The 26,445-nt window shown below is 43.9% G+C and carries 21 protein-coding genes; 6 read left to right on the top strand and 15 right to left on the bottom strand.

The window, feature by feature from the left end; all coding sequences use genetic code 11:
• Entirely contained in the window at positions 1-1,635 is a 1,635-nt protein-coding gene (locus tag KDK13_RS03315; RefSeq protein WP_257283451.1) for a hypothetical protein, read from the bottom strand.
• A 242-nt stretch (positions 1,636-1,877) separates the two neighbouring features.
• On the opposite strand from KDK13_RS03315, the gene KDK13_RS03320 reads away from it, so the two are divergent.
• Entirely contained in the window at positions 1,878-2,192 is a 315-nt protein-coding gene (locus KDK13_RS03320; RefSeq protein WP_257283453.1) for a BolA family transcriptional regulator, read from the top strand.
• A gap of 27 nt (positions 2,193-2,219) precedes the next feature.
• Here KDK13_RS03320 and KDK13_RS03325 read toward each other — a convergent pair whose 3' ends face one another.
• Positions 2,220-2,843 (bottom strand): phosphoadenosine phosphosulfate reductase family protein, encoded by a 624-nt coding sequence (locus KDK13_RS03325; RefSeq protein ID WP_257283454.1) that lies wholly within the window; start codon positions 2,841-2,843, stop codon positions 2,220-2,222.
• A gap of 131 nt (positions 2,844-2,974) precedes the next feature.
• Entirely contained in the window at positions 2,975-5,146 is a 2,172-nt protein-coding gene (rlmKL, locus tag KDK13_RS03330; RefSeq protein WP_257283456.1) for a bifunctional 23S rRNA (guanine(2069)-N(7))-methyltransferase RlmK/23S rRNA (guanine(2445)-N(2))-methyltransferase RlmL, read from the bottom strand.
• Positions 5,147-5,421: 275 nt separating this feature from the next.
• Between rlmKL and rmf the strand changes: the two genes are divergently transcribed.
• A complete protein-coding gene (gene rmf / locus KDK13_RS03335; protein WP_373692200.1) occupies positions 5,422-5,655 on the top strand; it encodes a ribosome modulation factor in 234 nt (77 codons plus the stop codon).
• 104 nt (positions 5,656-5,759) lie between these two features.
• Here the strand turns inward: rmf and KDK13_RS03340 are convergent, their stop codons facing one another.
• On the bottom strand, positions 5,760-6,782 hold the full coding sequence (locus KDK13_RS03340) for a quinone-dependent dihydroorotate dehydrogenase (protein WP_257283457.1): 1,023 nt from the start codon (positions 6,780-6,782) through the stop codon (positions 5,760-5,762).
• A gap of 275 nt (positions 6,783-7,057) precedes the next feature.
• Here KDK13_RS03340 and KDK13_RS03345 point away from each other — a divergent pair, with 275 nt between their 5' ends.
• Positions 7,058-11,422 carry a hypothetical protein gene (locus KDK13_RS03345; protein ID WP_257283459.1) on the top strand — a complete coding sequence of 1,455 codons (4,365 nt, stop codon included), beginning with the start codon at positions 7,058-7,060 and terminating at the stop codon, positions 11,420-11,422.
• On the opposite strand, the gene sstT is transcribed toward KDK13_RS03345, so the two are convergent.
• Positions 11,308-12,552 (bottom strand): serine/threonine transporter SstT, encoded by a 1,245-nt coding sequence (gene sstT / locus KDK13_RS03350; protein ID WP_257283461.1) that lies wholly within the window; start codon positions 12,550-12,552, stop codon positions 11,308-11,310. The two genes, KDK13_RS03345 and sstT, sit on opposite strands and share 115 nt — an antisense overlap.
• 1,248 nt (positions 12,553-13,800) lie before the next feature.
• Between sstT and KDK13_RS03355 the strand changes: the two genes are divergently transcribed.
• The gene (locus tag KDK13_RS03355; RefSeq protein WP_257283462.1) at positions 13,801-14,214 is read left to right on the top strand and encodes a hypothetical protein; all 414 of its coding nucleotides are present in this window, start codon (positions 13,801-13,803) and stop codon (positions 14,212-14,214) included.
• 838 nt (positions 14,215-15,052) lie between these two features.
• Here the strand turns inward: KDK13_RS03355 and KDK13_RS03360 are convergent.
• The 10 genes from KDK13_RS03360 to KDK13_RS03400 form a co-directional block, all read right to left on the bottom strand.
• The gene (locus KDK13_RS03360; protein WP_257283463.1) at positions 15,053-17,578 is read right to left on the bottom strand and encodes a hypothetical protein; all 2,526 of its coding nucleotides are present in this window, start codon (positions 17,576-17,578) and stop codon (positions 15,053-15,055) included.
• Between the two features lie 12 nt (positions 17,579-17,590).
• Complete coding sequence (locus tag KDK13_RS03365) at positions 17,591-18,715, bottom strand: hypothetical protein (protein WP_257283465.1); 1,125 nt, start codon at positions 18,713-18,715, stop codon at positions 17,591-17,593.
• Between the two features lie 925 nt (positions 18,716-19,640).
• Entirely contained in the window at positions 19,641-20,132 is a 492-nt protein-coding gene (locus tag KDK13_RS03370) for a hypothetical protein (protein ID WP_257283467.1), read from the bottom strand.
• A gap of 172 nt (positions 20,133-20,304) precedes the next feature.
• Positions 20,305-20,577 carry a hypothetical protein gene (locus KDK13_RS03375; RefSeq protein WP_257283468.1) on the bottom strand — a complete coding sequence of 91 codons (273 nt, stop codon included), beginning with the start codon at positions 20,575-20,577 and terminating at the stop codon, positions 20,305-20,307.
• Positions 20,570-21,160, bottom strand: a complete 591-nt coding sequence (locus KDK13_RS03380) for a hypothetical protein (RefSeq protein ID WP_257283469.1) — start codon at positions 21,158-21,160, stop codon at positions 20,570-20,572. The genes KDK13_RS03375 and KDK13_RS03380 overlap by 8 nt, the downstream gene beginning before the upstream one ends.
• Positions 21,160-21,492, bottom strand: a complete 333-nt coding sequence (locus KDK13_RS03385) for a hypothetical protein (RefSeq protein WP_257283470.1) — start codon at positions 21,490-21,492, stop codon at positions 21,160-21,162. The genes KDK13_RS03380 and KDK13_RS03385 overlap by 1 nt, the downstream gene beginning before the upstream one ends.
• Positions 21,493-21,686: 194 nt before the next feature.
• The gene (locus KDK13_RS19120) at positions 21,687-21,833 is read right to left on the bottom strand and encodes a helix-turn-helix domain-containing protein (protein WP_373692201.1); all 147 of its coding nucleotides are present in this window, start codon (positions 21,831-21,833) and stop codon (positions 21,687-21,689) included.
• A gap of 121 nt (positions 21,834-21,954) precedes the next feature.
• A complete protein-coding gene (locus KDK13_RS03390) occupies positions 21,955-22,215 on the bottom strand; it encodes a hypothetical protein (RefSeq protein WP_257283472.1) in 261 nt (86 codons plus the stop codon).
• A 71-nt stretch (positions 22,216-22,286) separates the two neighbouring features.
• Positions 22,287-23,309, bottom strand: coding sequence for a Rha family transcriptional regulator (locus tag KDK13_RS03395; protein ID WP_257283473.1), 1,023 nt, complete (start codon positions 23,307-23,309; stop codon positions 22,287-22,289).
• An 82-nt stretch (positions 23,310-23,391) separates the two neighbouring features.
• The gene (locus KDK13_RS03400; protein ID WP_257283475.1) at positions 23,392-23,931 is read right to left on the bottom strand and encodes a hypothetical protein; all 540 of its coding nucleotides are present in this window, start codon (positions 23,929-23,931) and stop codon (positions 23,392-23,394) included.
• 1,846 nt (positions 23,932-25,777) lie between these two features.
• Here KDK13_RS03400 and KDK13_RS03405 point away from each other — a divergent pair.
• Together KDK13_RS03405 and KDK13_RS03410 are read left to right on the top strand one after the other, a co-directional pair.
• The gene (locus tag KDK13_RS03405; RefSeq protein ID WP_257283477.1) at positions 25,778-26,221 is read left to right on the top strand and encodes a hypothetical protein; all 444 of its coding nucleotides are present in this window, start codon (positions 25,778-25,780) and stop codon (positions 26,219-26,221) included.
• Positions 26,218-26,439, top strand: coding sequence for a hypothetical protein (locus KDK13_RS03410; RefSeq protein WP_257283479.1), 222 nt, complete (start codon positions 26,218-26,220; stop codon positions 26,437-26,439). The genes KDK13_RS03405 and KDK13_RS03410 overlap by 4 nt, the downstream gene beginning before the upstream one ends.
• Positions 26,440-26,445: the final 6 nt, after the last annotated feature.

Consider the following 26,445-nt stretch of genomic DNA (forward strand, 5'->3'; position numbering starts at 1 on the left):
CTACTCTTTGACCGGTAAAGCATATAGGGTTTTGTCATGCCCCATCCTTTCAGGGTCCACATGGCTCCTTGAGAATATATCGCGGGACATACAGCCGGTTTCTACATTAACCAGGCTGAAGGAAGGCTGACGTACTACCTCCTGAAAGGCAATGGTTCCATCTGGCATAACAACAGAGTGGGCAAGATAGGCATCCACCAGCCCATGGGTGTGATCAATACCTTCTGTCTCAAAGCCCTTCAGTACCATGACTTCACCAGCCTTACATCCCTGCATGATTTCATCACCGGGTAGCGTACTTTTAATGATGGCTGGATGACGACTACCCAGGGGGAACTGAATACTGCCATAATAGTAATTATCACCGTTGTCCCGGGACTCAACCAGCACATCCCAGAAGGCCATCACATTCATAAACTCCCGTCCACGATGATCCTTGACGATATTATTGCCGTGTTCACCCTTATCCAGAAATGAGCCTGCCACCTTGAAACGGCGGGTAATGGCCTGATCAAAATTGACGATTTTGTGATCCTGTTCTGAGGCAATCTGATAGGCAACCGGTCGGCTGGGTAGAATATTGGCCGTGGCCTGTTTGAGCAGCTCTGCGTCTGTTACCTGTTTCACTGACCGGGCAGCATCTTCCTTTTTATCTTTGTTAAGAAGACGTTCTTTCTCTCTCTCCTGGTGGCTGCGTTCCTGCGCTGTTCCTGCTTTGGCTTTTCCTTCGCCCTTATGTTTCACTTCAGCCATTCGTAATTCTTCAGCCTTGGCTTTTCTCGTAGCCCCGGGCTTCTCCTCAGCTAACCTGAGCAGTTCCGTTCTGGCTTTATCACCGGCTTCGCGCCGCTCTTCCAGCTGTTTATGCTCTTCAGCTTTCTGTTTTGCCTGCTCCCTTGCCAGACGGGCCTCCCTGCCCCGGGCTATTCTCGCCCGTTCCTTTTCTTTATCCACTACTGGCTTTTCTTCATTTCCCTTTTGAAAACTCCTTGAACGTGGCTCTTGCGATTCCCTCCTGTTGTCAAGCTTTCGGGGTTTGGTAATGTTTGATGACTCCTCCTTATCTTTAGACGTTTTTGTACCGACCGGTGTTTGACGAACAGCGACAGCCTCTTTTTCCACCTCAGGTTTCAAGGCGCTTTGCTGCCCTGACTGCTCAGTAATGACGGCTGCCTGCTCATCCGGAACTGCCATTTCCGGTACTTTGATTTCCGATAATTGGATTTCCGACTCATTTTCGCCGACCAGCACCACCTCTTCATTCAGCTCCTTCTCTGCCAACCGGATATCCATGAACTTCAGAAAGGTTTCGGCCTGCACCGGATCAGTCAGGTCAAGGGATGCAACCTGCTTATAGAATTTAAAATCCCTGGACACACTGAGATCCTGCGGATTGCGGTTCACTCTTCTGTATTTATGTTTGTACTTTCCCCGGGACTCCCCATCAGCCAGCTCTGTGTAGGGAGGCACAATGCTATTGTCGATGTTGTCGATATTGCCGCTGTCCTTATCGGTGGCTTCTGTCTTGACCGCATAAGCAATGGTGGAAGAGGCCGCGATAATCAATGCGACAGACAGAACGGTCATGGCTGACTTCACTGTCCTGCCAGCAAAACCTTTTTCCGGATTTCCCATGAGACCTGTACCTTATATCACGTAAAAGGAGAACGTTGCCGTATAGCCTGAGAACACTTAAGCAGAGGGCTTCTGCAGTAAGGTGGTTTGAGCATAGACCATGAAAAAAAATCATCCATAAACCTGAGCAAGGTATTGGAAATATGTGATTTCACAGGGCCAGCTACTTATAATGTTCCAGAAAGCGCTTGCCAGGTCAGACAAATTCCTTGTCGCCCGGGCCAGGACAGAAGAGGTGATGTATGGGAATGAGAGAAAATATCATCGATAAGCTGAAGGAGTCCCTGGAGAATGACTTTATCGATATAACCAATGAGAGCCATCTGCACAATACGCCACCGGGATCAGAGTCTCACTTCAAGGTGATCATTGTCAGTGAAGCATTTCAGGGGAAAATGCCGGTCAAGCGTCACCAGATGATTTACGCACTGCTGGCTGACGAGCTGCGGGAGCAGATTCATGCGCTGGCGCTGCACACCTACACACCGGCCGAGTGGCAGGCAAGAAACCAGACCGCCCCGGCGACGCCCGATTGCCGTGGCGGCAGCAAAAAATAATGATGAACTTTCAGCTGCCCGTATGCACTAACCCGCTACTGAGGTGTGCAACCCACACTCACGATGTCCGTATACTTTCGTCGGGTCGTAGTAATCTTCCTCTATGGGCAGGTCGTGAGTGACCAGGTACTCCTCAACATCCAGTTCAGTCCAGTTAAGAAGCGGCGCCACCCGGTAATAGCCATTATTGGTCAGGCTGACCACCTCAAGGTTCTGCCGGAATTCAGTCTGATCCTTGCGGATGGCGGTCAGCCAGTAATCCGGTGCTGATGCGTTCATGGCACGGGCAAACGGCTCCAGTTTTACCTGACGGGTAAACTCATCATGTTCCGGGGTATCTACCTCCGGTACACCACCGTAAATGGCATCACGAAAACCACGACTGTATTGTGGGTGAAAGACCTGAATATTGAGTTTCAAACGCTGAATCAGCTGGTCAGCAAAGCGGTAGGTCGCTTTAGTACCATAACCCGAATCGATCCAGACCACCGGAACATCGGGCCTGACCCGGGTGGCCATATGGATTATGGCCGCTTCATGGGGTCCGAAGTTGGTGGTAAGCACAGTTTTTTCAGCACGCTGGACAGCCCACTGGATAATAGCCTGCGGGCTCAGAGTCGACAGCTCCTGATTGATCATCTCCAGATTCATTATTTCCCCCATCAATCCATAACTTAACAGCATGCACTATAAGAGCGGGGGTTTATAACCACAAAGATTAATATGGACTATAAATATTACTGAATTACCTGCTCAGGCCCTGTTGACCCTGTCTTCAATACTCAGCGCTGAATACACCAGCAACGATGAATACCCGGTCTCCGCTGGAAGTCCCGGTCAATGGTAGCAGCCGTGATCTCCTCAACGCGGAACTTCTGCTCCAGCTCTTTAGCCAGATGGAAACGTCGGAAGTTGTTGGAGAAATAGAGCACCCCACCCGGTTTCAGCCTGGCCATTGCCCGCTCGATCAACTCAACATGGGCTTCCTGCACATCAAATACCCCGCGCAGCCGCTTGGAGTTTGAGAAGGTAGGGGGATCCATAAAAATCAGATCATAGTTCCGTGTCTCCTGTTTCAGCCACTGCAGGCAGTCCGCCTGCTCCAGCCGGTGTTTGCGATCCACCAGGCCATTGAGCGCCAGATTCTTTCTGGCCCAGCCAAGGTAGGTATTCGACAGATCGACACTGGTGGTACTCGCCGCACCGGCCACGGCGGCATGAACGGTCGCCGTTCCGGTGTAGCAGAACAGGTTCAGGAAATCTTTGCCGGCGGCCTCCCTGGCAATGCGCAGGCGCATTTTCCGGTGATCAAGAAACAGTCCGGTATCCAGGTAGTCCCTCAGGTTAACCAGTAAACGACAATCCCCTTCTTTTACCTCAAGCATATCACCGGACTGCTCAAGCTTTTCGTACTGCCGCTTGCCAGACTGACGCTCACGACGCTTGAATACCACATGACTGTCCGGAATACCCAGTACGCCGGGAATCACCTCCAGCGCTTCCAGCAGACGCTGGTGAGCCTTAGTCTCATCAATGCTTTTCGGTGCCGCGTATTCCTGCACATGAACCCAATCCCTGTAGAGATCCACGGCAACGGCATATTCCGGCATGTCAGCATCATAAAGACGATAGCAGTCAATATTCGCGTTCCTGGCCCACTTACCCAGCTGCTTCAGATTTTTCTTCAACCGGTTGGCAAACATTTCACCACCAGCTGTGCTGGCCTTGAATGAGGTATTCGCCACACTTTCCTGACGGTTTTGTCCGAAAGTCGGCTGGCCTGCCTGTCGTTCACGAACATCATAGAGAAACAGCTTGCAGGACAGTGCACCATTAAACAGGGTATAGCTTTTCTTTGGCCCCATACCCAGACTTCTGGCCAGTGCCTGTGAAGCGGTAAAGATAGCCGCCTGCCAACCCGGCGTCTGCTGTTTGATTTTTTCGCCAAGGTGTTTGTAGAGATAAACCAGGCTGGCCTCATCGCCCATACGCTCACCATAGGGCGGGTTGGCAATCACCAGTCCCGGTTGCAGGTCCGGATCCACCTTCAGGCTGGCCAGCTCCTGCGGCTTGACGGTAATCAGCTTAGCCAGTCCGGCGCGCTGGATATTGGCCCTGGCTCTCCCGACAATTTTGGGCAGACCTTCATAACCGACGATGGTCGCCTGCATCGCAGCCAGGCCAGCCGTGCGACGGGCACGGGCTTGTTCAAGTACCGCCAGCCAGATTTTGGGAATATGCCCCATCCACTTATCAAAGCCAAAGCGTGCCCTGAGCAATCCGGGTGCGATGTCAGCCGCCATCATGGCACCTTCGATCAAAAAAGTTCCGGAACCACACATAGGGTCCAGCAGGGTACTGCCCTGTTTCGCCAGTTCAGGCCAGCGGGCCCGGTACAAAATTGCCGCAGCCAGGTTCTCTTTCAAGGGTGCCTCACCAGCTTCCAGACGGTAACCGCGCTCATGCAGGCTCTGGCCTGACAGGTCAATGGCAATAAAGGCCCTGCCGTTTCTGGCATGCACATTGACCCGCAGGTCCGGCTTGCTGTTATCAACAGATGGGCGCCAGCCATAACGATCACGCAGCTGATCAACAATGGCATCTTTGACAAACTGGGAGCCAAAGCGGGTATGGGTGATATCCGGTGTGGAACCATTGAAATCAACCCGAAAGCTGGAGCCCTGATCCAGATGCTCGTCCCAGTCAAAAGACTGTACACCCTGATACAGCGCCTGCTTGTCGCCAGCGTCCACTTCGCCAAGGCGCAGCAGAATGCGACTGGCCAGACGAGACCACAGGCAAGCCTTGTAGGCCAGCTCCAGTTTACCGGCAAAGCTGACTCCGGCAACGGTCTCCGCCACGTCACTGGCTCCCAGTTCCTTCAGCTCTTGTGCCAGCAGGGATTCTACTCCCCTGGGACAACTGGCAAACAGAGTCAGCATCGTTGTACTCATAACGTTATATTCCTGATAAAGCTAAACAACAGCTTTTATTAACTAAAAATTCTTAATGTTTTCTCAACAAAAGCGCCAGATTTGGATAAAACTTAGATCATTGACTTTCCTTGGGTGAATACCTTATTCAGTCAACTTTTTACCCATACCGTCTTTTGGGGACAGGCTTCTGGTTACCCCCACCACTGGGTGAAGTCAACTGTGCGGTAATTCTCAAAGCAAACCCGAGGCGCCAGGGAGGCCGTCAATAACCAAATCAGCAAGAGGCAGCGACTATGTTGAAAAGACACAAAAGGGATAAATCGGATAGAGCCTTTAATAAAGGATACCAAATTGGCCTGTCTGGCCGCTCCAGGGACATCTGCCCCCATCAGGAGCCAGATTTACGCCAGTCGTGGTTAAGTGGCTGGCGGGAAGGTCGCGTTGATAACTGGGAAGGAATGACGGGCATTTCGGGGTTACACCGAATGTATAATTTCTCTCACACCTATTCAGCCGACCTGCGCTGATCAAAAGCCCCTTCCGGGGCTTTCAGAAATCACCCGCTGCTCTCGCTGTAGAAAGTAGAAAAATGCACCTTTTTATGCATCGATCTTCTTGTACATCAGCTTTTTTAAACGTCCACAGAGTAAACGGCTTCAGTAGCCTCTCGAATCAACTCCGGCCCTTTATAAATAAAGCCCGAGTATATCTGCACCAGGCTGGCTCCTGCCCTGATCTTATCAGCGGCCGTCTGTGCATCCATAATACCGCCAACACCAATAATCGGAAGTTTACCTGACAGCTCGCTGGCCAGCAGTTGAATCACTGCCGTGGACTTATCACTCAGTGGTGCGCCACTGAGTCCTCCCGCTTCCTCGGCTGTCGCAAAGCCACTGACCTTCTCTCGATCCAGTGTCGTATTGGTGGCAATTACACCATCCAGTTCATAGGAAACCAGCTCAGCAGCAACCGCAGCTATTTCATCGTCGGCCATATCGGGGGCAATCTTGATGGCCAGAGGCACCCGGCGACCATACTCTTTAGCCAGCGACGCCTGTTCTTCCTTCAGCGCTGAAAGCAGGCTTTTCAAGGCATCACCATACTGGAGCTTTCTTAACCCCGGGGTATTGGGAGAAGACAGGTTAACGGCAACGTAGTCGGCATGGGGATATACTTTACGCAGGCAGGTCAGATAATCCCGATTGGCGTCTTCAACAGCCGTGGTCAGGTTCTTGCCAATATTAATACCGATAACGCCTTGGTATTTGCTTTTCTGTACATTCGCGACAAGTTGATCAACACCATGATTATTAAATCCCATGCGGTTGATCAGCGCTTCTCGCTCAGGGATACGGAACATTCGTGGCTTTGGGTTACCAGGTTGCCCAACCGGTGTCACGGTTCCCAGTTCCAGAAAGCCAAATCCCAGACTGCCAAGACCATCAATACACTCGCCATTTTTATCAAGCCCTGCGGCCAACCCAACCGGATTGTTAAAGGTCAACCCCATGACTTCTCTGGGTTTGGATGGGACTGAAGGTGCCATCAGCCGAATAAGGCCAAGACGTTCCCCCGCGCTGATCATTTCCATGGCAAAATCATGGGCGGTTTCAGCAGAGAGGCAAAACAGGGCACTTCGTGTCAATTTATACATAGGAGCGATCGGTCAGTATGCGGCAGACAAAATTCGAAGGATTATACATCCAGCAACCCCCTTTTGTCTCTATGGGTTCATCACAATAGCCCATCATTGACAAAGAGTACAAACGCCGATTAAACCCGTGATAAAAGACTAGCTCCGCATAAATACCTGACCACTCAACAATAAAGGAGAAACTACCAAAATATTTACAATAGGCAGATGAAACCATCACCTTGCAACAGGGTCTGAACCGTTGGTTAAAATTTTTCAACGTTCAGGGCCAAATAATGCAGTCGATACTTGCATCGTCGTATTTCCCCCTAAACACCCCCACCAACACCTACTCACACCGGCAGCATCATAAAACGGCAAAGAATAGCCAATGCCCGGATTTCAACAACACCTCTATTCACCATCGCCAAACACGACCAGTTCAGTACGATAAGCTCAACGTTTTTTTTGATTCATCCCGGAACGACCGGGAGATATTCTCTTCAGACAGAGAAACACCGTCAGAGGTTCTGGAGCATATCAATCTTGATATGCCATGCTTCAGAGAAAAACATGAGGACGATCACTGCATTGAGTTACCCATCGATGTTGATGCCATCGACAGTGACCTGAATAGCAAAGGGCAAGCTGACAAAGCTCAACCTGAAAAGGTTCCCCACCAACTAGAGTGTTCCAGCACTTCTTATGAATCGGAAGAAAATGACGGTAAAACGGCAGCCACTTCCCGGACAAAACACGTCGACATCAGAAAACATCACACGCCATCAGAACTTCAGAAAATCTACCAACAGCCACTGCCCATTGTGGGACTCGCTCCGCACGCCGACGGCACCCCCGGCAGTCTTTTAATCGATACAGAAGATGACCAGCCTGAGTTGCTTATTGCTCTTTATCCCCATGGCATCTTACAGGCCCTTCTCATTTTATTTCCCGAAACTGCCATTGAGATTCTCGAAAGACGGCTTGAAAAGTTGGGCAGCACATCAATGGATACCTTTGAAAAACTCCATAAATCCCGGATACAAAACCGTACCGGGTTCAGAGACACCCTGACAACAAACCTGGCAACGCTCAGAGAAAACTTCAACGATCTCAAAAGTAATCTGCACAGCGCCAGGTTCCAGCTGGCGATGCTGAAGAATCTGAGAGAATTTGAGCATCAATACCATGTGTACTCCCTGGAATCCAAAATGGATGCCGACTTCCTGGTACAAAAAGGAAGAATCTCTTCGAAACAGTTGGCAACCTCCCTTGACAACGTCGAGAGCAATCAACTCAAAGATCCAAAACCCCTTAGACCCACCACCTGGCTGAGACAGTTTGGCTACCAGTGCAAAGAGCGTGAATATATCTTAAGGGGAGCCATGTGGAGCCTGGCAAAATGCCACATGGAAAAGTCGGCTCAAGCCGTTCTCACCGGACTTATTCATCAACCACCGGTCAGGGTACCGATTTCCGGGACAGATAACGGTAAGAGAAATGCCGTTAATCACTACATCCGGGAACAACCTGAAACCATTATAAAAGTGCTGACTTACCTGGTTTGCCTGAACGTAAAACGGTATCGATGCATAAGGCATATAAAGGCAGCAAAACTTGTCCTGACAACCGGGCGGCAAGCGCATACTGCAGAAAGCGTTCAGACATTGCTAAGTCAATTGACCCGGCAGAATCTTGTGCCGGAAATAGCAACCCAACTGGACAACGAGATTGGCTGGCTCCATGCCAAACGCCTTGACCATGAGCTTGAATCGTCCCGTGCCGAAGCCACTCTGCCAGACTTGATAGATCGACGACAGCATATCCTTAATCTCAGGTTGCTTAACCCTGAAAAAACCAGGCCGACCTCTGATAAAACACCAGGACGCCTGGTCAGTGAAGAACGGACAGTTTCTGCCCGGTTAATTCACCATTTCCTGGCTACTCAATCATCCTCTGGCGAACCCGGGCTGTTTCCACACTGGTTTTTTTTAACGCTACCCGATTCTGATCGTATATTCAGTTTGTTGTCACAAAACAGCAACAGCCCCGAGAAGTCTTTTTATCTGGCCACATTGCAATTTATTGATGCGATGAAACGCTCTGAACAGGATGACAGCTACGACAGTTGCTTACTCTGGATGCAGCGCTACCACGACATGACGTATTCTCAACAACAGCTTCTGACCCACCTGATCGACAGGGGTGAGCCTGACAGCTTACTACCCGGTGAGCATTTCGAGCAGAATATTGACGTTCTCTGGCAATTGGCAAGATCAAGAAAGAGCATGGGCCTGCGACCACTGAACCCTGATTCCTATGCACACTATCTCAGCTGTCTGAATTTTGTCCGGGAAGAAGAAGAAAACATCGAGGATAGCATTGCCGAGTTGTATCGAAAGCGATATTTAAAATTACTTGATTATGATCCTTATCAAGAGTTTAAAGCGCTCTTTGGCGATGTATTCAACTGGGGGTCACAGGCAAGCAGGAATATTTGCCAGAAAGCCAGCGAACTGATGCAGGGGTTAAAGGCATCAGGACTGCCAAACGCACTGGGCTTTCTCTATAAAGAAGGCAAAGGATTGATAACGTCATTATTCTCTTCTGACAACCCAATCCACGCCTTAATCACAGACACGCTGGGCACCGTACTTAAGGTAGCACAACAAAATCCAAAGTTTTTCCGGGTGATGTGGGGGGATTTTGCCCTCTTGATGCCTCAGTTAAAAAGCCTGCTTGGGCAGGAAACATCGGTAACAGGGCTGCTTGAACGTATCGAGATCTGTATGCGCGGCCATGCCCTGGCTTCTCTGTTTTCAGGTGACAAACCGCAACCACTGGATGTTAATCCGTTAGAAAATCCGCAAATAGCTTCTGTCATCAAACGGTTCCAACTGCTGCGGGACATGATTACCGCGTTTCATACCGGGCTGCCAGTGATCGAAATATTTTTAAGCAATAGTCTGGATACCCTGATCAACAAGGCAAAAAAAGTCGCACAAAACGTATTATCCACCTACTTTGCCAGACAATGCCTCAAGCATATGAAGCCTGCGATTTCCCGGTTATTGAATAACCTGTGCCGCGCCCGGGATTTAATGCCCAGCCTGACCCTGGGGCTGACATCCGATTTTCTCGCTTCCATGGTCCCGGAGACAACCGTCAGACTGGCACATCATATTGGTCGACGCACCAGTATCGTTGGCAGGGCTTTGAGCTTTATTCTGGATCCGCTGATCCTGCGCTTTGATAAATACCAGGAGAAAATAAACAATGTAATAGCCAATCCATCCAGTATTGAAGCTCGCAGCGAGTTATCAGCAGAGCGAAAAAAGGTTGCTGGCATTCTGGGCGTGTCATCCGTGTTTGCCACGACAGCCATTCTGTTGGTTAATGCCTTTAAAATTGTTCTTCTTTTTGGTACTCCCTGGTTAACAACAGCCTGTATCGGGATCATGACTTTTTTTGGCAGCAGTTGCTTTGTCGCCCGACACTATAACGAATGGGATGAAGTCTGGACATCGCTATCTGAAACCATTACAGAACAGATGAAAAGGACCTTTGCCAAAGACAGCCCAAAGGCTATAGAGGCAAAAAGGCGAGTCCGCCAGATCAGTAAAGATACCCTGATAAAAATGTCAGAAGCCAAAGAACAGACGCACAGCGGCTGGAAGGATTGGAAACAAAACCAGTTGCTGAGAGAGTTAAGCAAGTATTGGAACCAGTTTTATTATCAAATTTATTATAGAGAAGAGATACTTCAACGCATCAAATCAACGATCCGGGAACAGTGTCAATCTGATGTTCAAAGGGACGCTCAACACATACTCAATTTCGTGAAAGCAAAAGCCCTGGTTGAAAACGCCATCAGAAATCCGAACAATCTGTCGTCCAACCCGGACCACCTTGCTGACTTCAACCAACAGTTAGCCTGCCTGTATTTCCCCCCCCTGGAAGCCGCACTCGTTCCTTACCAGCTAATCAACCTTGAACAGGAAATCAATGCATTTTTAGAGCATTCCTGTGGTACCGACCGTCCCGGCGACGACATCAGGACGATCATGGATACCGTTGAAAACTATAACATTGAACTTCACAAAGGTGAGTTCCTGTTCAGATTACTGCATATGCGACATCTTCAGTCTTTATCGCGGGGGACAGACAGGGCTGTCGATCAGCAATCTTATCAAGAGCTTCACTGCAGCGTAACAAACGAAACACCCTTTGAGCACTTACAAGATCAGCTAACAGCAAAAGCCATAATTAAAAAAACTGAGCAACAGTGCGAAGAACAACAGCTGAAAAAGGAGGAAAAGATCCGGGAAGCAAGAATGAAAATGGTAACCAGGCGGGCACTACATGACTGCCTCAAAGGCGAAACAACGTATTCAGCCAGCAGCATCCCCGATTTTAACAACGACCCATTATTCAAAACCCACCTTGAGCTGCAAATCAGAGAGCTGGAAAAAGCCAGCCTGCCCTGGTCTACAGCCTTCTCACCGGCCAGAACCAGGGACTCTGATCAGCCTCCCCCCGGATGCACTTATAAAGCACTGGAAGCAGGCAGAGACACCTCTTGCCGTTCAGCAGCCATGCATGCTGCAGCGGTAAAGACGACATCGGTAGAACTGTTCAACGCCGTTTCCAGAGAGTCCTGAATCACACCAATAATAAAACCGACGGCAACGACCTGCATGGCAATATCATTAGAGATACCAAACAGACTACAGGCCAGCGGGATCAGCAACAATGAACCACCTGCCACACCGGAAGCGCCACAGGCAGAAACGGAAGCAACGACGCTGAGCATCAAAGCGGTTGGCAAGTCAACGGGAATATCCAGTGTATGCACCGCTGCCAGCGTCATTACGGTGATAGTAATGGCCGCGCCCGCCATATTGATGGTAGCGCCCAGGGGAATGGATACTGAGTAAGTATCTTCATGGAGGTCCAGGTTTTTACACAGCTGCATATTCACAGGAATATTGGCTGCAGAACTGCGGGTAAAGAAAGCCGTTACACCACTTTCACGGATACAACGCAGCACCAGGGGGAATGGGTTTTGACGAATCTTCAGATAAACGATCAACGGGTTAATGATAAACCCAATAATCAACATGCTGCTGACCAGTACCGCCAGTAACTTGCTGTAACCCACCAGCACCCCGAAACCGGTCTGCGCAATCGTATTGGCAACCAACCCGAAAACACCGATGGGAGCCAGCTGGATAACAAAACGCACGATAGCAGAAACCGCCATTGACAGGTCATGCACCATAACCCGCGTAGACTCACTGCCATGGCGCAATGCCAGGCCCAAACCGATAGCCCAGGCAAGAATACCAATGAAGTTGCCGGTCAACAGTGCTTCAACAGGATTCTGAACGATCTGAAACAGGAGTGTATGGAGAACCTCCATAATACCTTCCGGAGGCAGGGCGCCACCGCTGTTGGTAACCAGCGTCAATGTCACCGGAAAGAGAAAACTCATGGATACTGCGACAAAAGCAGCCGCCAGTGTGCCAAGAATATAGAGGAAAACAATCGGCCGCATATTCGTGTGCTGCCCCTGTTTCTGGTTGGCAATGGAAGAGGCTACCAGAACAAATACCAGCACAGGGGCTACCGCTTTCAGAGCCCCGACAAACAGGGAACCCAGGAAAGAGATTGCCACTGCGGTATCCGGCGAAACAACCGCCAGGCCAGACCCCAGGATAATACCAATAATAATCCTGAGAACCAGGCTGGTGTTTGCCATTCGTTCATAAAATGATTGGGCTTGACTCATGATTTACCTGCTGCACTACATTCAAGTTTTTATCAGTCAAAACTGCAGGGGCTGGAAACCGTCCCAAATACATCCTTCAGTTCCATACGGCCTGCATTCATGGAATTTCGGCTACACACGTCTTTATGGCTCTATAACTGGTTGCTGTGACTCAGCACAAACCAGATTTTATAAAGCACGGAGCATTCACCGAAAAATTATAATCTCTACAACAGCGATACCTGGCTAGTTTCAGACCGTGACCGAACTCTGACAAACTGTCAGCCAGAGAGATCTTCCTTCTCATAACGCACTCATACCTTTTGAAATCAACGGGAACACGGTAAGCGCTGAAAAGCACCTGTTACCTGATTAACGAGGCCAGAGTTATGGGATGAGCGGGATGCCGAAGCTTCAGAAAACCAACCTATTCATGAAATTCCTGAACATGAAAGTACCACTGATTTGTTAGGATTACGTAAAGATAGTATCACAGTACCGAGGATAAGGAATCCCATGTGACACACTATGACAACCTTTTTTGACAGGATATTTATTTGAAAAGAAACATCAATCAGAATAAAAATTTTATTTTTTAACTAAAAAAAGAAATATCCCCCAAACCACTCCAAGTTATACTCGCAATACCCTGCCCTATCCTCATAAGGCAGATCATTTAGTCAAGTAACACTGTCCCCTCCAACTGCACCGCACCTCCCTCAGGCCTGAGCCGAATGAAAAGCCAATACAGAGCAGCGGCAACAAACATCAGAAATACCGACGGCATCCAGGACAAGGGCATATAAAGCCCAGCAAAAAACGCTACTGGAATCAGAAGACAGGTAAAGGGATGAAAGGTCTTAAAAATCAGAACCGATTCGGAACATGATGGTAATTTTTATCCAGGAAGAATTGAGAATCGGACTGCAGGTATCGATTTTTTGGCGCTCCCAGGAGGATTCGAACCTCCGACCTGCCCCTTAGGAGTCAGAACTACAGCACCAATAAATTATCTATAAGCCTTTGTAACCTTTGTGTAATAAGGTCTACAGCCTAACTGTATAGTGAACTACTCCTTTATGTATTAGAGTCATTACACACTTCAGCACAGTTGACTGCATGACTGTAACTCTACTGCTTACACACAAGAGGAACCAATAGAGATAAGCAATAGAGTAGCAATGTTCTATAGCTTCAATTAATTCTTACTTGGTTCTACCTTCTAAGGTTCTGTTATACACTCAGACTTTAATGAAAGGAGTTACTACAATGTCAGAAGGTAAACTTACCCTCAAAGCACATGCATTGATGGCAGTACTTGAACCAAAGAAGCAACACATACAAGCATACTTTAAGAAGAATGACTTTAACGGTAAGACAGCACTCAGTAAGTCTGAAGTAGAGACTCTAATCAAAAGTATTGAGCATGAGGATAGTTCCCCATACATACAGCACTACAACCAAGTGTTTAGACGCTGGAATCTGTTAGACACTCCTGTTAAGTCTGTTAAGTCCAGTACTTCTGATGATGTGTCTATTAAGTATGAGATACTGATGAACATTATTACTGATGAACAGAAACAAGAGATGGAGAAGCAATACAAGCTACAGGATAAATTACAGAAGCTTAAGGATACTGGCATCTCTAAGACTGACTTAGAACAGTTGATGAAGATGATGTAACTGTATTGAGGATAGTATTACTGTCCTCTACTTCTGCCTGATGTGTTTATGGGGGTATGGTATCTATTCTGGTTCATATCTGAAGGAGGGGGGGGACTGTAGATGCTAATTGGTTGTAGAAGCACATATTACACCTGTAAATCACTGAGATAAAAATGAAGTATACTCTGTATAAATAATATACGACAGATATATTCATGTTGTGAATAGTAGTATTAGATTAGTGAATATCTTTCCTGTGAACCATAGATTAACAGTATCAATAGGCTTTAGTCTGTACACCCTAAAATATTGAAATTCAGGAGTAGTTAGACTTCAGTGAAAGTCTACAATATTGAGAAATCTCTTAAGAGGACTGTTACCTTTAGTATATCTTTAGTTTCTTGGTTCATCTTTCTGAGTGTTTAGTATTCAATCAATAAATATAAATAAGTATTCCGTAGGCAGACAGGAGGATTAAGTAATACCTATAGGAGCTAATATAAGCCTGTCTGAGAGTCTTTAAGACATGGGTCATTAGAATGTATAGGGTAAAAAGAAAGCCTCCTATAGAGGCTTAGAACTGGTAAGTCATAGGTATACTAACATAGCTCTGTTATTGGTGATGTTTTAATAGTCTTACCCAGAACATAGAACCTATTCACTGAACCAGTGAGAATATTATTCCTAACTCTTAGTGGTATCTCTTCTGGTTCTGCCTTGAGCCAATAACCATCCCCATCAGACTTATAGCACTCAGCCTTATTCCTATTAACAGCAAAGGCAAAGGTAGAGTCATAGATGAGATGACTGTATACAGGTTTAGACATATCCATCAGATCTAGTGTTGATATAAGCATTAGAAGTCCTCTACTGTGAATGGTTCATGTGTATAGTTCTGTCTTGCTCTATCTTCATTAGTATTAGAACTAATGTTACTTGATGCTATTGAACCAGTCCTTATAGTATCTGTAATACCTTCAGCAGTAATATTAAGCTCATCAGCTAACTTCCTACTGAACTCTACTACTTTGTATTTTGGCACTGCATCAAAGTTACCTTGTAAGAGGTTATCTACCTCATCAGCATTAAGACCTAACCTGAATAAGTCTTTCTGTGCTTCCCTTGCTAACTTCTTATTAGTGAGCCTACCAGCTTGAGCCTGACCCAATCTATTAGATACCAGACCAAACATAACAGCATTAGGGTTAGTTATTGCTGTATATATGGCAGCCATACTTGCACCATCTTGAGCCAACTGTCTAAAGTTATTGCGTAGGTTCCCTACTAATCCTCTTGGAGTTAGGTTAGCCAGATTAGCAGTCCTATTAGCAATCTCATCAGCATCTAATAATCTGGTTAAAGGACTATGATCTGAAGGAGTAGCTACACCCTCTGCAATCCTTTCTAAATTTGCTTCCTCTGCATCAGTTAATAGTCTTCCTGATTGTGGTCTAGGTCTTTGTTCTACCCTGTTACGTAGAACTGTACCTCCTCCTATACCTTGCTGATTAGCTGTAGTTCTTGGATCTTGTGCTGACAGTGATCTTATTAGCCTGTCTCTGTCTGGTGTAATGCCCCCATCACTTCCATAAACCCGATCAGCATAATCACCAAGCACCTGTGATCTTACTGGATCATCTAACTGTAAGCTCTCATCAGCTAATGACTGTGCTTCATTTCTGATACGTCTACCAGAATCAATACCAGCTTCAGTAGCAGCTATACCCCTATTAATATTTGATGCTATCTGTCTTGGTTCCTGTCCTAAACGTCTAGCAGTGGTAATAGGATTAACCATATCATTAGGAGATAGACCTATACGGTCTAATACTTCAACTGAAGCTATATCACCTGCTCTAACATCTGGGGAATACTGTTCACTAAGATCAGCAAACATATCCCTTACTTCCTCTAGCTCTCTTACCTTGGATCTATTGGGAGCATCAGTAGCTAACTCTTTAGCTATATCAGAATCAATCTGTTGTTTACCCTTCTCCAATGTGTATACAGGTGAATCTCTATGAACCTTACCATTAAGAACACTGGTTCTAGCTTGGTTCCAATATCTATTGAATGCAGGAGTAGAGTTTCTAAGTCTCTTAATCTCTTGTCTCTGAGTCTGAGTAGACCTTGGAGTAGAAGTATTAGCTACATCATAGAATGGTTTAGCTCTCTGATTAGCTTCCTTTCTGAGCCTATTAGTGAACTTCTCTGGATCTAATACCTTAGTATCTGGAACCAAGTCAGAATCAACAATAGTCTCACCTAATAGCCTATCTCCTGCTTGCATTGGGGATGATAGAGTATCTTTAACTGCATTCTCTGTAGCTGTCACTCTATTATTTAGAGTATTAACTGTTGCTGTATCTGGTGCTGTAAGTCTGCCTATCTGTTCTGTGATATCAGTCAACTGTTCTAAGTCTGCTAGTGTAGCCTGATCTCCTAATCCTGATATCTGGTTCTTTAACTGTGCAGCATAATCAGCATTACTAATATCAGCAGGTTTAGCATCTAAGAGTACTTCTTGAATTAGCTCTTTACCGTTAGGCTTATGAAGTAAATTCCTTACTCCACCAATACCGATATCAAGAGCTTCACCTACAGTTCCAAATATCCCACCTAAAACAGCACCAGTAGCAGTATCAACAGCTAATCCTGTTCCTGTATCTGATTCACTGGTTCCTACTCCTGCTAATGCTCCCTCTGCGGTTGCTCCTGCTATCTGTAAGCCTCTCGTAGCCTTTGTACCAAGGTTTAATGTATTAGCTACCTTACTAACCGCACCTGTTACACCGGCTGCGGGAACCAATGTACCAGCAACATTACCTGCAGTAGCAGCAATAGGACTTCTCTCTGTCGCAGCATACTGTTCTGCTCTGGCTTCATCTCTACCCCTGACATAAGCATTACTTAAAGACTCATCAGTAAAGATTGAACCAAGTGCAGTACCTATTCCCTGTAGCTCATCACTAAAGCCTAATGAAATACCTTCATTAAACCCTGTTAAAGCATCATCCAGTGTCTCAGAACCAGTACTATTAGCTATGCGAGATATCTCTCTCCAAGTTAGGGAATCAGTATTATTAGGAGCTTTATCTCTAATACCAGACTGTACTTGCTTCTGTCTGATCTTATTGTTGATAGCAGCATCTTCTTGAGTACGTATTAATTGTTGATAGCTATTAAGTAGATTATTTCTGGACTGAACCACTGAAGCATTGGCTCTATCTACTTCAGTATCCTGTGTTGATGGCTGTTGGTTCTGTTGGAAATCTTCTTCAGAGGCTAAACCTGAAGAGATAGCTTTTCTCATAATATCCTGTTTGGAAGTGCCATCTGGCACTCCCTGCAGTACTGTTCCATTAGGTAATCTGATATCCATGCCCACTACTCCTTATAAGTCATTCCAATTAACAACATTGGATTGTTGGTTCTGTTGATTATTAGGTCTAGCCAGATAAGCAGGTGTACCATCTGGCAGGTTTTGAGGCTGTGATACACCAGATAAACCAGTAGGAACTACACCAATTCTTTCAGCTTCAGGAGGGACAGCACCAGAATTAGAATTAAGACCTAAATCATTATTAATCCTATCAACCATCTGTTGTTTGAATTGGTCACTGTTAGAATGTTCTTTCCATGCACCTGACAGACCTCTACGACTACCCTTAGCATCTAGATAGCTAGTAGCAAACTCATTGTAAGCATTAGCATGAGACTGTAACTTAGCTGCACCAGTTAGATACTGCTGAAGCTGTTCTTTACTTGCAAATTCATCAGGCACACCCTTGAGAACCAATTCAATATCTTTATCTGATGCAACACCCGGAGGAAGATTATTAATAGCACTGGATACCCTCAGATTATTAATATCAGTCCTCCACTGTGATAGTTGATCCTGTGAACCAAAGAAACCTGTTAGCTGTGCTTGAGTCCAACCTTTAGCACCAGAAGGAATAGATAGATTCTTAGACCTATTGTAGAGACTGATAGCATTATTATACTTACCTTGACCACTATTAAGATCAGCTAGAAAGGTATCATAAGCCTTACCATCATCATTAGTAGCAAAGCCTTTAGGAGCACTATTAGCAGCATTCAACTTACCCTGTAATTCTGCAATCTGTTTATTAGTAGCCTGTTGACCAGCTAATCTAGCTGCTTCATTACGTAGTTGTCCTGCCCTGTATTCAGCTTGATTCTGGTAGTTATCTACCTGAGCCTTTAATAAAGTATCTGCCCTCTTATCTGCTGCTGTATCTCTTCCTCTCTGATACTGTAATGCTTCAGCTTCTAAAGCTGCTTTAGCATCAGATACTTTCTGTGCTTCTGTTCTAGCTGAAGGTGCTGTTAATGCACCTGTAAAGCCAGATATACCAGTACTGATTAATTCATAAGGATTAGAAGCTACAGGAGTTCTACCTGTACCAGCATCATATAAAGCTCTTGCTAACAGTTCTCTCTGACTAGCCTGATTACTTAGATTATTACCTACTATTGTCTGTGCTACATCAACCATAACTACATACCTCTACCAATTAGTGCAAGGTAGTAGTTTAAGGTAACAGAGATTTTATTGATAGGAAGGTAGATACATAAAAACCTGAGCAACACTACTTGGTTCAGGTTAGAGGCATTCTGTTTTATGGAACCAAGTCAGATAGAGGATCAGTCTACTCTGTTACTGGTTCCTACTCTGATTTCCTATACGCCTATAGTCCATCAGTCACATTATCCAATCCTTCTGTGTTGCGAATATTTCAGGACTATCTAATGCTAAGGATTATTCAGACCTTACACTAATACGCCTATTAGCTTCTGATAACCTCATATATGTTCACTCTGACATTGACCTTTGACAGTATGACTATCAGCTACTTACATACTTAGTTCATCTGTTACCTATTCACCCCATAGTAGACGTTGCGAAGATCTAACTAATCAGCTTGGTTCAGATAATACAGGAGTAGCCTACATACAGCAAATAAGAGCCGATCCAATAGGTGTAGGTAGAGAGATTAGATCTGACTGGTCTGTTTATGTAGGCATATCTAAAAACCTCTCAGAAGGCTTTAAATTAGCTCTGAGAGATACCTACCTAAAAGACTGAACCAAGGAATATTAGATATCCACCACTAGACATATAATACACCTATCTCTGAGAGCTAAAATAAAGCGATCTGAGAGGGTTTTAGATATAGACGATAAATGTATCATCTAAGATTATAACTCTATAGATAGGTATGGTTCTGTGCTTTGAGTAAAGGATATGGCTGGTTACCTACGGTATGGAACCAAGAAACATCAATAGGTATTCACCAGATGAAATATATAGAGGTAATAAAAAACCTCCAACACAAGAGGGATAGTGAAGGAGGTTCTTAGACAAGTGTTCATATTGGAGTTTGAACAGTAGTAATAGTATCAATACTGAATACTGTAGTCTACATTCCCTGTATTTTTCTACTGTTAGCTTGAATGTCATCCCTATACTGGACTGCTTCATCAAACTGGGCTTGGTTCAAGGCTAATTGATCTTGTGCTAACTGCTGTTGTTGGCGTAGGGCATCATACCCCAATCCAAACTGAAGCAATGAACCAGCACCACTAATAAGATCTGAACCAGTAAAATCTATACCACCTACAGATACTTTACCGTCATCAGTAATACCAAAGAAATTATCACTTTGTGGATTGAGTGTGTCCTGTAGTGAATTACTCTGGCTCTGTAGCTGTTGTCCATATGCAGCACCTTGAGTATATGCAGGCATACCTGCTGCTTGTGCTGTAGCTATTGATGTAGGAACAGGAGTAATAGAGTATGGAGCATTAGAACTAGCTGTAGATACTCCTGCTGTCTGAGGTTGTCCATTATTAAGATCAAACCCAAAGCTTAAGAACTGATTACTGAAGGGATTAAGTGTATTCCAAACCATTATTAGTTACCTCTAGTTAGTTTGAGGTATCAGTATATTGATATGGAACCAAGAACAGAAGGCATAAAAAAAGAGAGCTACACAGTCTAGGTAGCTCTCTATCTTAAACGCTAGAGGTAATGAAGTAGGCATTGACAGTATACACCTTGTTTATACTCTAACAAGACTAACCTTACTTAGCTGTGTCAATTATTAGCTCTAGTCTTCCTTCCCATGCTTGTTGTCTCTTATCAATACGGTCTAAAGCCTCTCTCATGTACTTGAGATTAACCTTAAGCAGTTCAATCTCTGTTGAGTGTTTAGCCTGAATAACTATATTAGAATCTCTATTGGCTAACTCTATCTCTACCTGATCAAGTCTATAAGCATTAACTTGGTATGAACCAAAAGCAGCAAATAGGGCTATCACAATAGTAAATACATGAGGCTTAATAGCATCAATCATAACTACCTCCTAGATACTTAGCTAATGCATCCTTAGCTTTAATACCCATATCTCCATCTGACTTAAGAGCATCCATAACCTCATCTACGTCATGGTAGTACTCACCTCTCATACTGGAACCAGTGAAGAAGTCACTACCACTACTGTAGTTAGGTGCTGCTTCATTAATAACAGTGAGTAGCTTAGATTGCTCCTTCGGGGATAACTTAGATACTTTATGCCTTAGTGCTGTGTCTCCTTCAATGTAGCCTGTTAGAGTTCTTTGATCTCTCCAAGGATTACTATTACGTCTATCTAGATAGTCCTGTAACTCTTCTCTACTGAGACTATTAAGATCCACATCTTCGTCTATTTCAGACTTAGCAGAGTAGTATCTCTCTAATACATCTGGTTCATCTTTAGGCATAAGCTTCTTAGACTGACTACGTAGATACTTCTCTGCTCTCTCTACCCTCTGGTTATCCTCGAACCAAGAATCATCAACAGTCTCCATACTCATCTGTTCTGGTTCAGTACCCGAGTCTTTATTGATGTGCTTAGAGAAGTCACTATCACTCATACCAAGGAAGTCTAATCCAGCCATTACTTCACACCTCCCTTAAAGAAGTCTATTACTACCTGCTTCTTTGGTTCAGGCATATCACTCAAGAACTCAATGAGAGCATCAATACTATTAATCATCTCTGCTTTGTTAGGTGTAAGACCTTCCTTAACCTTAGCGAGTAACTTCTTCTCAGACTCTTTATCCTTAATCCGTTTAAGCTTCATCTTAAGATCAATGATGCTATTCACTGGTGCTGATATCTTCTTTGTAGTCTCTATACAAGCAATACCATCATCATCTGACTCTGGTTCCATATCATCAAAGCCTTCATACATACCCTTAAGGAAGTCATCATCATACTTATGCTTCATCGTTAATACCTCTTGTAGTGCTTAATATGGTTCTGAGTAGCTTACTAATCTGTAGTATCAGCTTACTCTTATCTTCTGGATTGTTGGAGGGAGTATCTGACTTACCTCTAACTCTAAAAGTGTATTGGGGGTATAACTCAGAGAGTGAACCAAGCAATGTATTACATTGACTCTTAGTTAATAGAATAACTGTTCTAATCATATACACCTCCTGTATTAGCTCTAACCCTGTAGACTGTTGCTGTACTTATGCCTAACAACTTAGCAATCACTTCAGCAGTCTTACCTTGCTTAGTGAATAGCTTAATCTTCCTAACTTTATCCTCTGATATACGTTGCATAGTAGTAATCCCATCTGATCCATAGGAGTAATATACAGTTAATCAATACTGATTGATAGGAAGGTAGCTACTACGTAGTGGAACCAAGGAAAGTAATACCACCTCTAGAACAATAGAATACCTATCTCCTTCTCTGTCTCATCAAGTCTGTATAGACTTCAGTGAACTCACTATTAGTCTCTACTGGCTCCTTGAGTAGATACTTCTGTTCATAGTAAGAGAGATCCATACCCAATAACATAGAAGCCTCTGCTGCTCTATTAAGTATTTCAATAGGTACACTGTATTCTTCTGCTAATGACTGAGCCTTCTTCCATAAGAACTTACTCTGTATATCCTTCTCACTCAGTATCTTTATTGATGATGCATTGTAGTCTGTCATTGTGTACTCCCTAAGAGTTGAACCAGATAAAAGAAAGGGAACCAGTAATACTAATTCCCTTTGAGTACTAGTTAGTTAGCTTCAAGTTCTGTTAATTTATTCTCTGCTAGTGTCTTTGCCTGTCTTGCTAACTTCCTTTCGTATTTAGTGATAATTACCTCTGCTGCATCAATCTCTGCCATTACCTTAAGTGCTTTGGCTCTATCTCTACTGCACTCCATAAACTTTTTATCGTAGATCTTGGTTAGTGTGTTCCTAAGACTCTCTGCAAACCTTACCCTATCATCATAGTTAGCATTAGGATTGTTGTAAGATGCATCAATAAACTCTTGAGCAATGTCATCCAATGGCTTATCAGGGTGTGACTCAACGAGTTTAGCAATACGCTTTGAAGGTCTGGATAGAGCCATAACATCATGTACTGAACCAGTAAGACCAGCTTGAGCAATAGCCTTAACATCTTCCTCACTACTAACTTCAGCAATAGTAGTCAGTGCTGTATGTTGAGCTACAGTCTTTTGGATAATACCCATACGAGATTGCTTACCCTTAGAAGTATGTGCAGATAATACTGCTTCTGCTGCTGAGTGTGGTTTGTAGATGTAAACCTTTGCACGATTACCTGAACTTTCCATGCATACATCAGTGTGTGCATGAAATTCTGAAGCCAGCATAGTAGTAAAGTCCTTATCTTCTTCAAAGTGATTCTGCTCATTTATCCTCTTAAGGCAGGAAGTCCAATTACGATCAGTGTATGAGATACCCATAGCATCAAGTAGTGCTTTACCTTCTACATATTCAATCTTGGTTCCAAAGGTTTCTCCCCAATCAATGTAGTTACTAATAAGTCCTAACTCTTCAAGCATAGAAGTAGCTTGGTCAATGGTAGCAACAGCAGTTGAGTTATTCATGGAGTCTAAATAGATGCCAGCAAATTTGCTGAGATCTCCTAACTGACCTAATTGAGATTTAATGTCTCTCATAACATCAGCATGATTCTTACCTGTAAGTTCAGTAATCTCTCTGCTGCTCATAGTCTCTACAGCATTGGATACAGTAGTAGTAGTTGGTTCAAAAGGATTAATAGAGTTCATATAGATACCTCAATAAAAGTTAATTGGTTCAGATACTTTTAAGAGGTTTTAGGAAGGGTAAGTAGTGGAGGGATTAAGTAGCTTAGAGTAGACCTTCTTTAGTTAGCTGTTCAGAAATCTCGAATACTTGCTCTGGATTACAGGCATTAATCGACTTAAGACCTAACTCAGCTACTAATTCATCTCTACGCTTCAACATAGGCTGCATTGCAGTGAACTCTTCAGCAGTCTTAACCTTAGAGCAAGCTTCCTTACCAATATAGAACACTGTTACCTTCGCTTTAGTAGTAGGCTGAGTAAACTTAATCTTCTTCATCCAACCGGCTTTAACCAGAGCAAGTCTATTGTTGAGAACTTTCTTCTTTCCCCAACCTAAAGCCTCAGCAGTAGCTTCATCGTTCCAGAAGTCAAACTTCACAGACTTGATCTTACGTAAGTAGAATGTCATCAGCGTTACAGCAGCATCAGATACATCGTTGCTGAGTTCAGCCATCTCTTCAATGCTCAAGTAGTGGTAAGTGGAACCCATAGGACGAGCCTTAGGGATAGCATTAACCTGTCGATCATCATTGAAATTGAAATCCATCAGTGCATCACGTACTGGGTTAGCTTCTTGGTTCATGGCACATCTCCTAAATATTGAATTATTTCCTAGATCGGAGAACATATAATACCATTTTTTCCCCAATAGAGGAACAAAGACATGAATATTATTCCAAATTATTTTTTACCCAATATGGGAAATACTGATATAAATTTCCCTTAAATGGGGAAATGTTTTTAAACTTTTTCCCCAAAATGGGAAGTATTTTTTTGGACTCTAGCCTTAGTCTCCCAAGGGTTACAGCCGATTTATCCTCGGAAATCTCAGCCTATATACTAATATATGCTCCCTACTGGAACTTTTTTCCACTATACTAAAGCCTAACTAATTTACTACAGCCCAGTAATGACGGGATATACAGAGAATTCATGGGAAAAAGTTAGACTTTAGTTAGGGTAGTAATATATATAATAACTACACCCCTACCACCTAAGATCTACTATTAAACTACTATTGAACACTAATAAAGTAGTGGGACATTTTTGCTGAGCTAGGCTTTAGTCTGCTTAGAAAAGAATAATAAACAAGAAGGTAATGAGCTAACTTACAGATATCTAAAATGCACTTTTACACTTTTTTATCCATTTTCCCTTTATATAAGAAAAGGAATATCTACTCAATGAACCAACTAATAGCATACCCCTGTGGACAAGTCTGAACCGGCTCGGTGGCACACCGGACGGAAGCTAAGCGTGAAGTCCACGTTAGGGGTATGCGTCTTAAGGTATTATATATATATATATATATATATATATACATTTACTTAATTACTTAATATATATACAATCGGTTTCACCCCGCCGGAGGCAATCAGTAATATATATATATATTTCTTTATTCACCTTAGCTACCGAAGGTAGCTAGCCTAGTAATATATACATACTTTGACGCTACAGGCTACCTGCGGTAGCCAAGCTATTACTTAGTATTATTTATATATATATTTATACGACCTTAACCTTACAGAACTATCGGCACTCCACCCTTCGGGTGATTCACCTCTGTTCTGACAGTTAAGGTCTATTAGTATTATTTATATATTATTAGGAGGTATCTATACCTCTCACTGGTTAATATATCCTTCCTTGGTTCATATTGTAGATACTCTGTCATATACACCCTATATTTTAGATTCTAGAGCTATTACCCACCTAAGACGATAAATCACACCAGTTAGATTAAACACCTCTCAGAGAGGCTTAAATTAGCTCTGAGAGCATGTATATATATTTAGTACTGAACCAGTGAACCATGAGAGATTTATCTAGTTCTACCTGTAGTATTATCTTTCTTGGTTCATACGTTAGATACATCAATTCCTACCCACTAAATATTAGCTCTCAGAAGACTTCTCACTGTAGAGATTAAAACATACTACCTATATCTATCGTCTCTCAGAGAGGCTTAAATTAGCTCTCAAGCTATGTATAAATAATAGACAGACACTCTAGTCCTATTCAGGTATGGATATTCGATTAGACAGATGGGATACTCATCTGCGTATTGATATGCATAAAGAGGGATAATAATGAAAATCAAGTTCACCTTAGCACTAGTACTTAAGTACATTTTGATGGTTATATTCCCCCCTTACTTGCTTTACATACTGATAAAATCAATGTTCTTTGTGAACAGGAGTGGAACACCAGTTAAGGGTGAAAATCACTCTGACGAGTGGCTAAATAAGTGAGTTAATTTCTATATCGAACACAGAACCAAGAGGTATCAAGCAGTAACCTCTAACATCAATAACTACAATGGAGTACTTACAGTGAAACCCATACTTATTATTCTACTGTCTGCACTGGTTCTATCTGGCTGTGCTACTAATCCAGCCCCTAACTATGTGAATGGTAGGTACTATATGGCTGGTGATGCTAACTGTGCTAAACACTATGGCACCAACTATAATAGCCAGCTTGTATGTGCTGACAAAGATGGTAATAGAACTGGTGTAAGGAATCCTATGTCAGACTATGAAGTACAGCAGTGGAACCATAAACAACAACTAAACAGACAAGAAACTTCTGCTGCAATCAATAGCTTTAGTAATTCATTAAGCAGCATGGGTAACAGTATGCTTCAACAGAGTCAGAGTATGGACAATAACAACTACTCTAACCCATACACACCATACTCTACAGCTTCTGGTTCTATGACTATTGATCCTAATGGCAACTATAACTACTTCCAACAGAAGAGTTATGATGGTTCAACAGGCATAGGGACATATCAATACGGTAATAAGATATTTTCCTGCAAGACACTACCCAACGGTTCACTTAAATGCTGGCAGGTAAGACAATGAACATAAAACATAGAGCAATTAATATTCTTACAGGCTTTGTAGTCACACCCATCCTATTAGTTATGATTGTAATTGGGATAGAAGAGCTAGGAAGCAGTTACTTTAATGATGTAGAAGCAGCTTTCTACATCATTTCAATGATAATGGTATCTCAGTCTACAGCAGGTATTAGTTACTTGTTAGGCATTGGTTATAAGTCATGGCACAGATCACAATAGAGAGGG

This window comes from Endozoicomonas sp. SESOKO1, assembly GCF_024606265.1.
In the GTDB taxonomy this organism is placed as follows: Bacteria; Pseudomonadota; Gammaproteobacteria; order Pseudomonadales; family Endozoicomonadaceae; genus Endozoicomonas.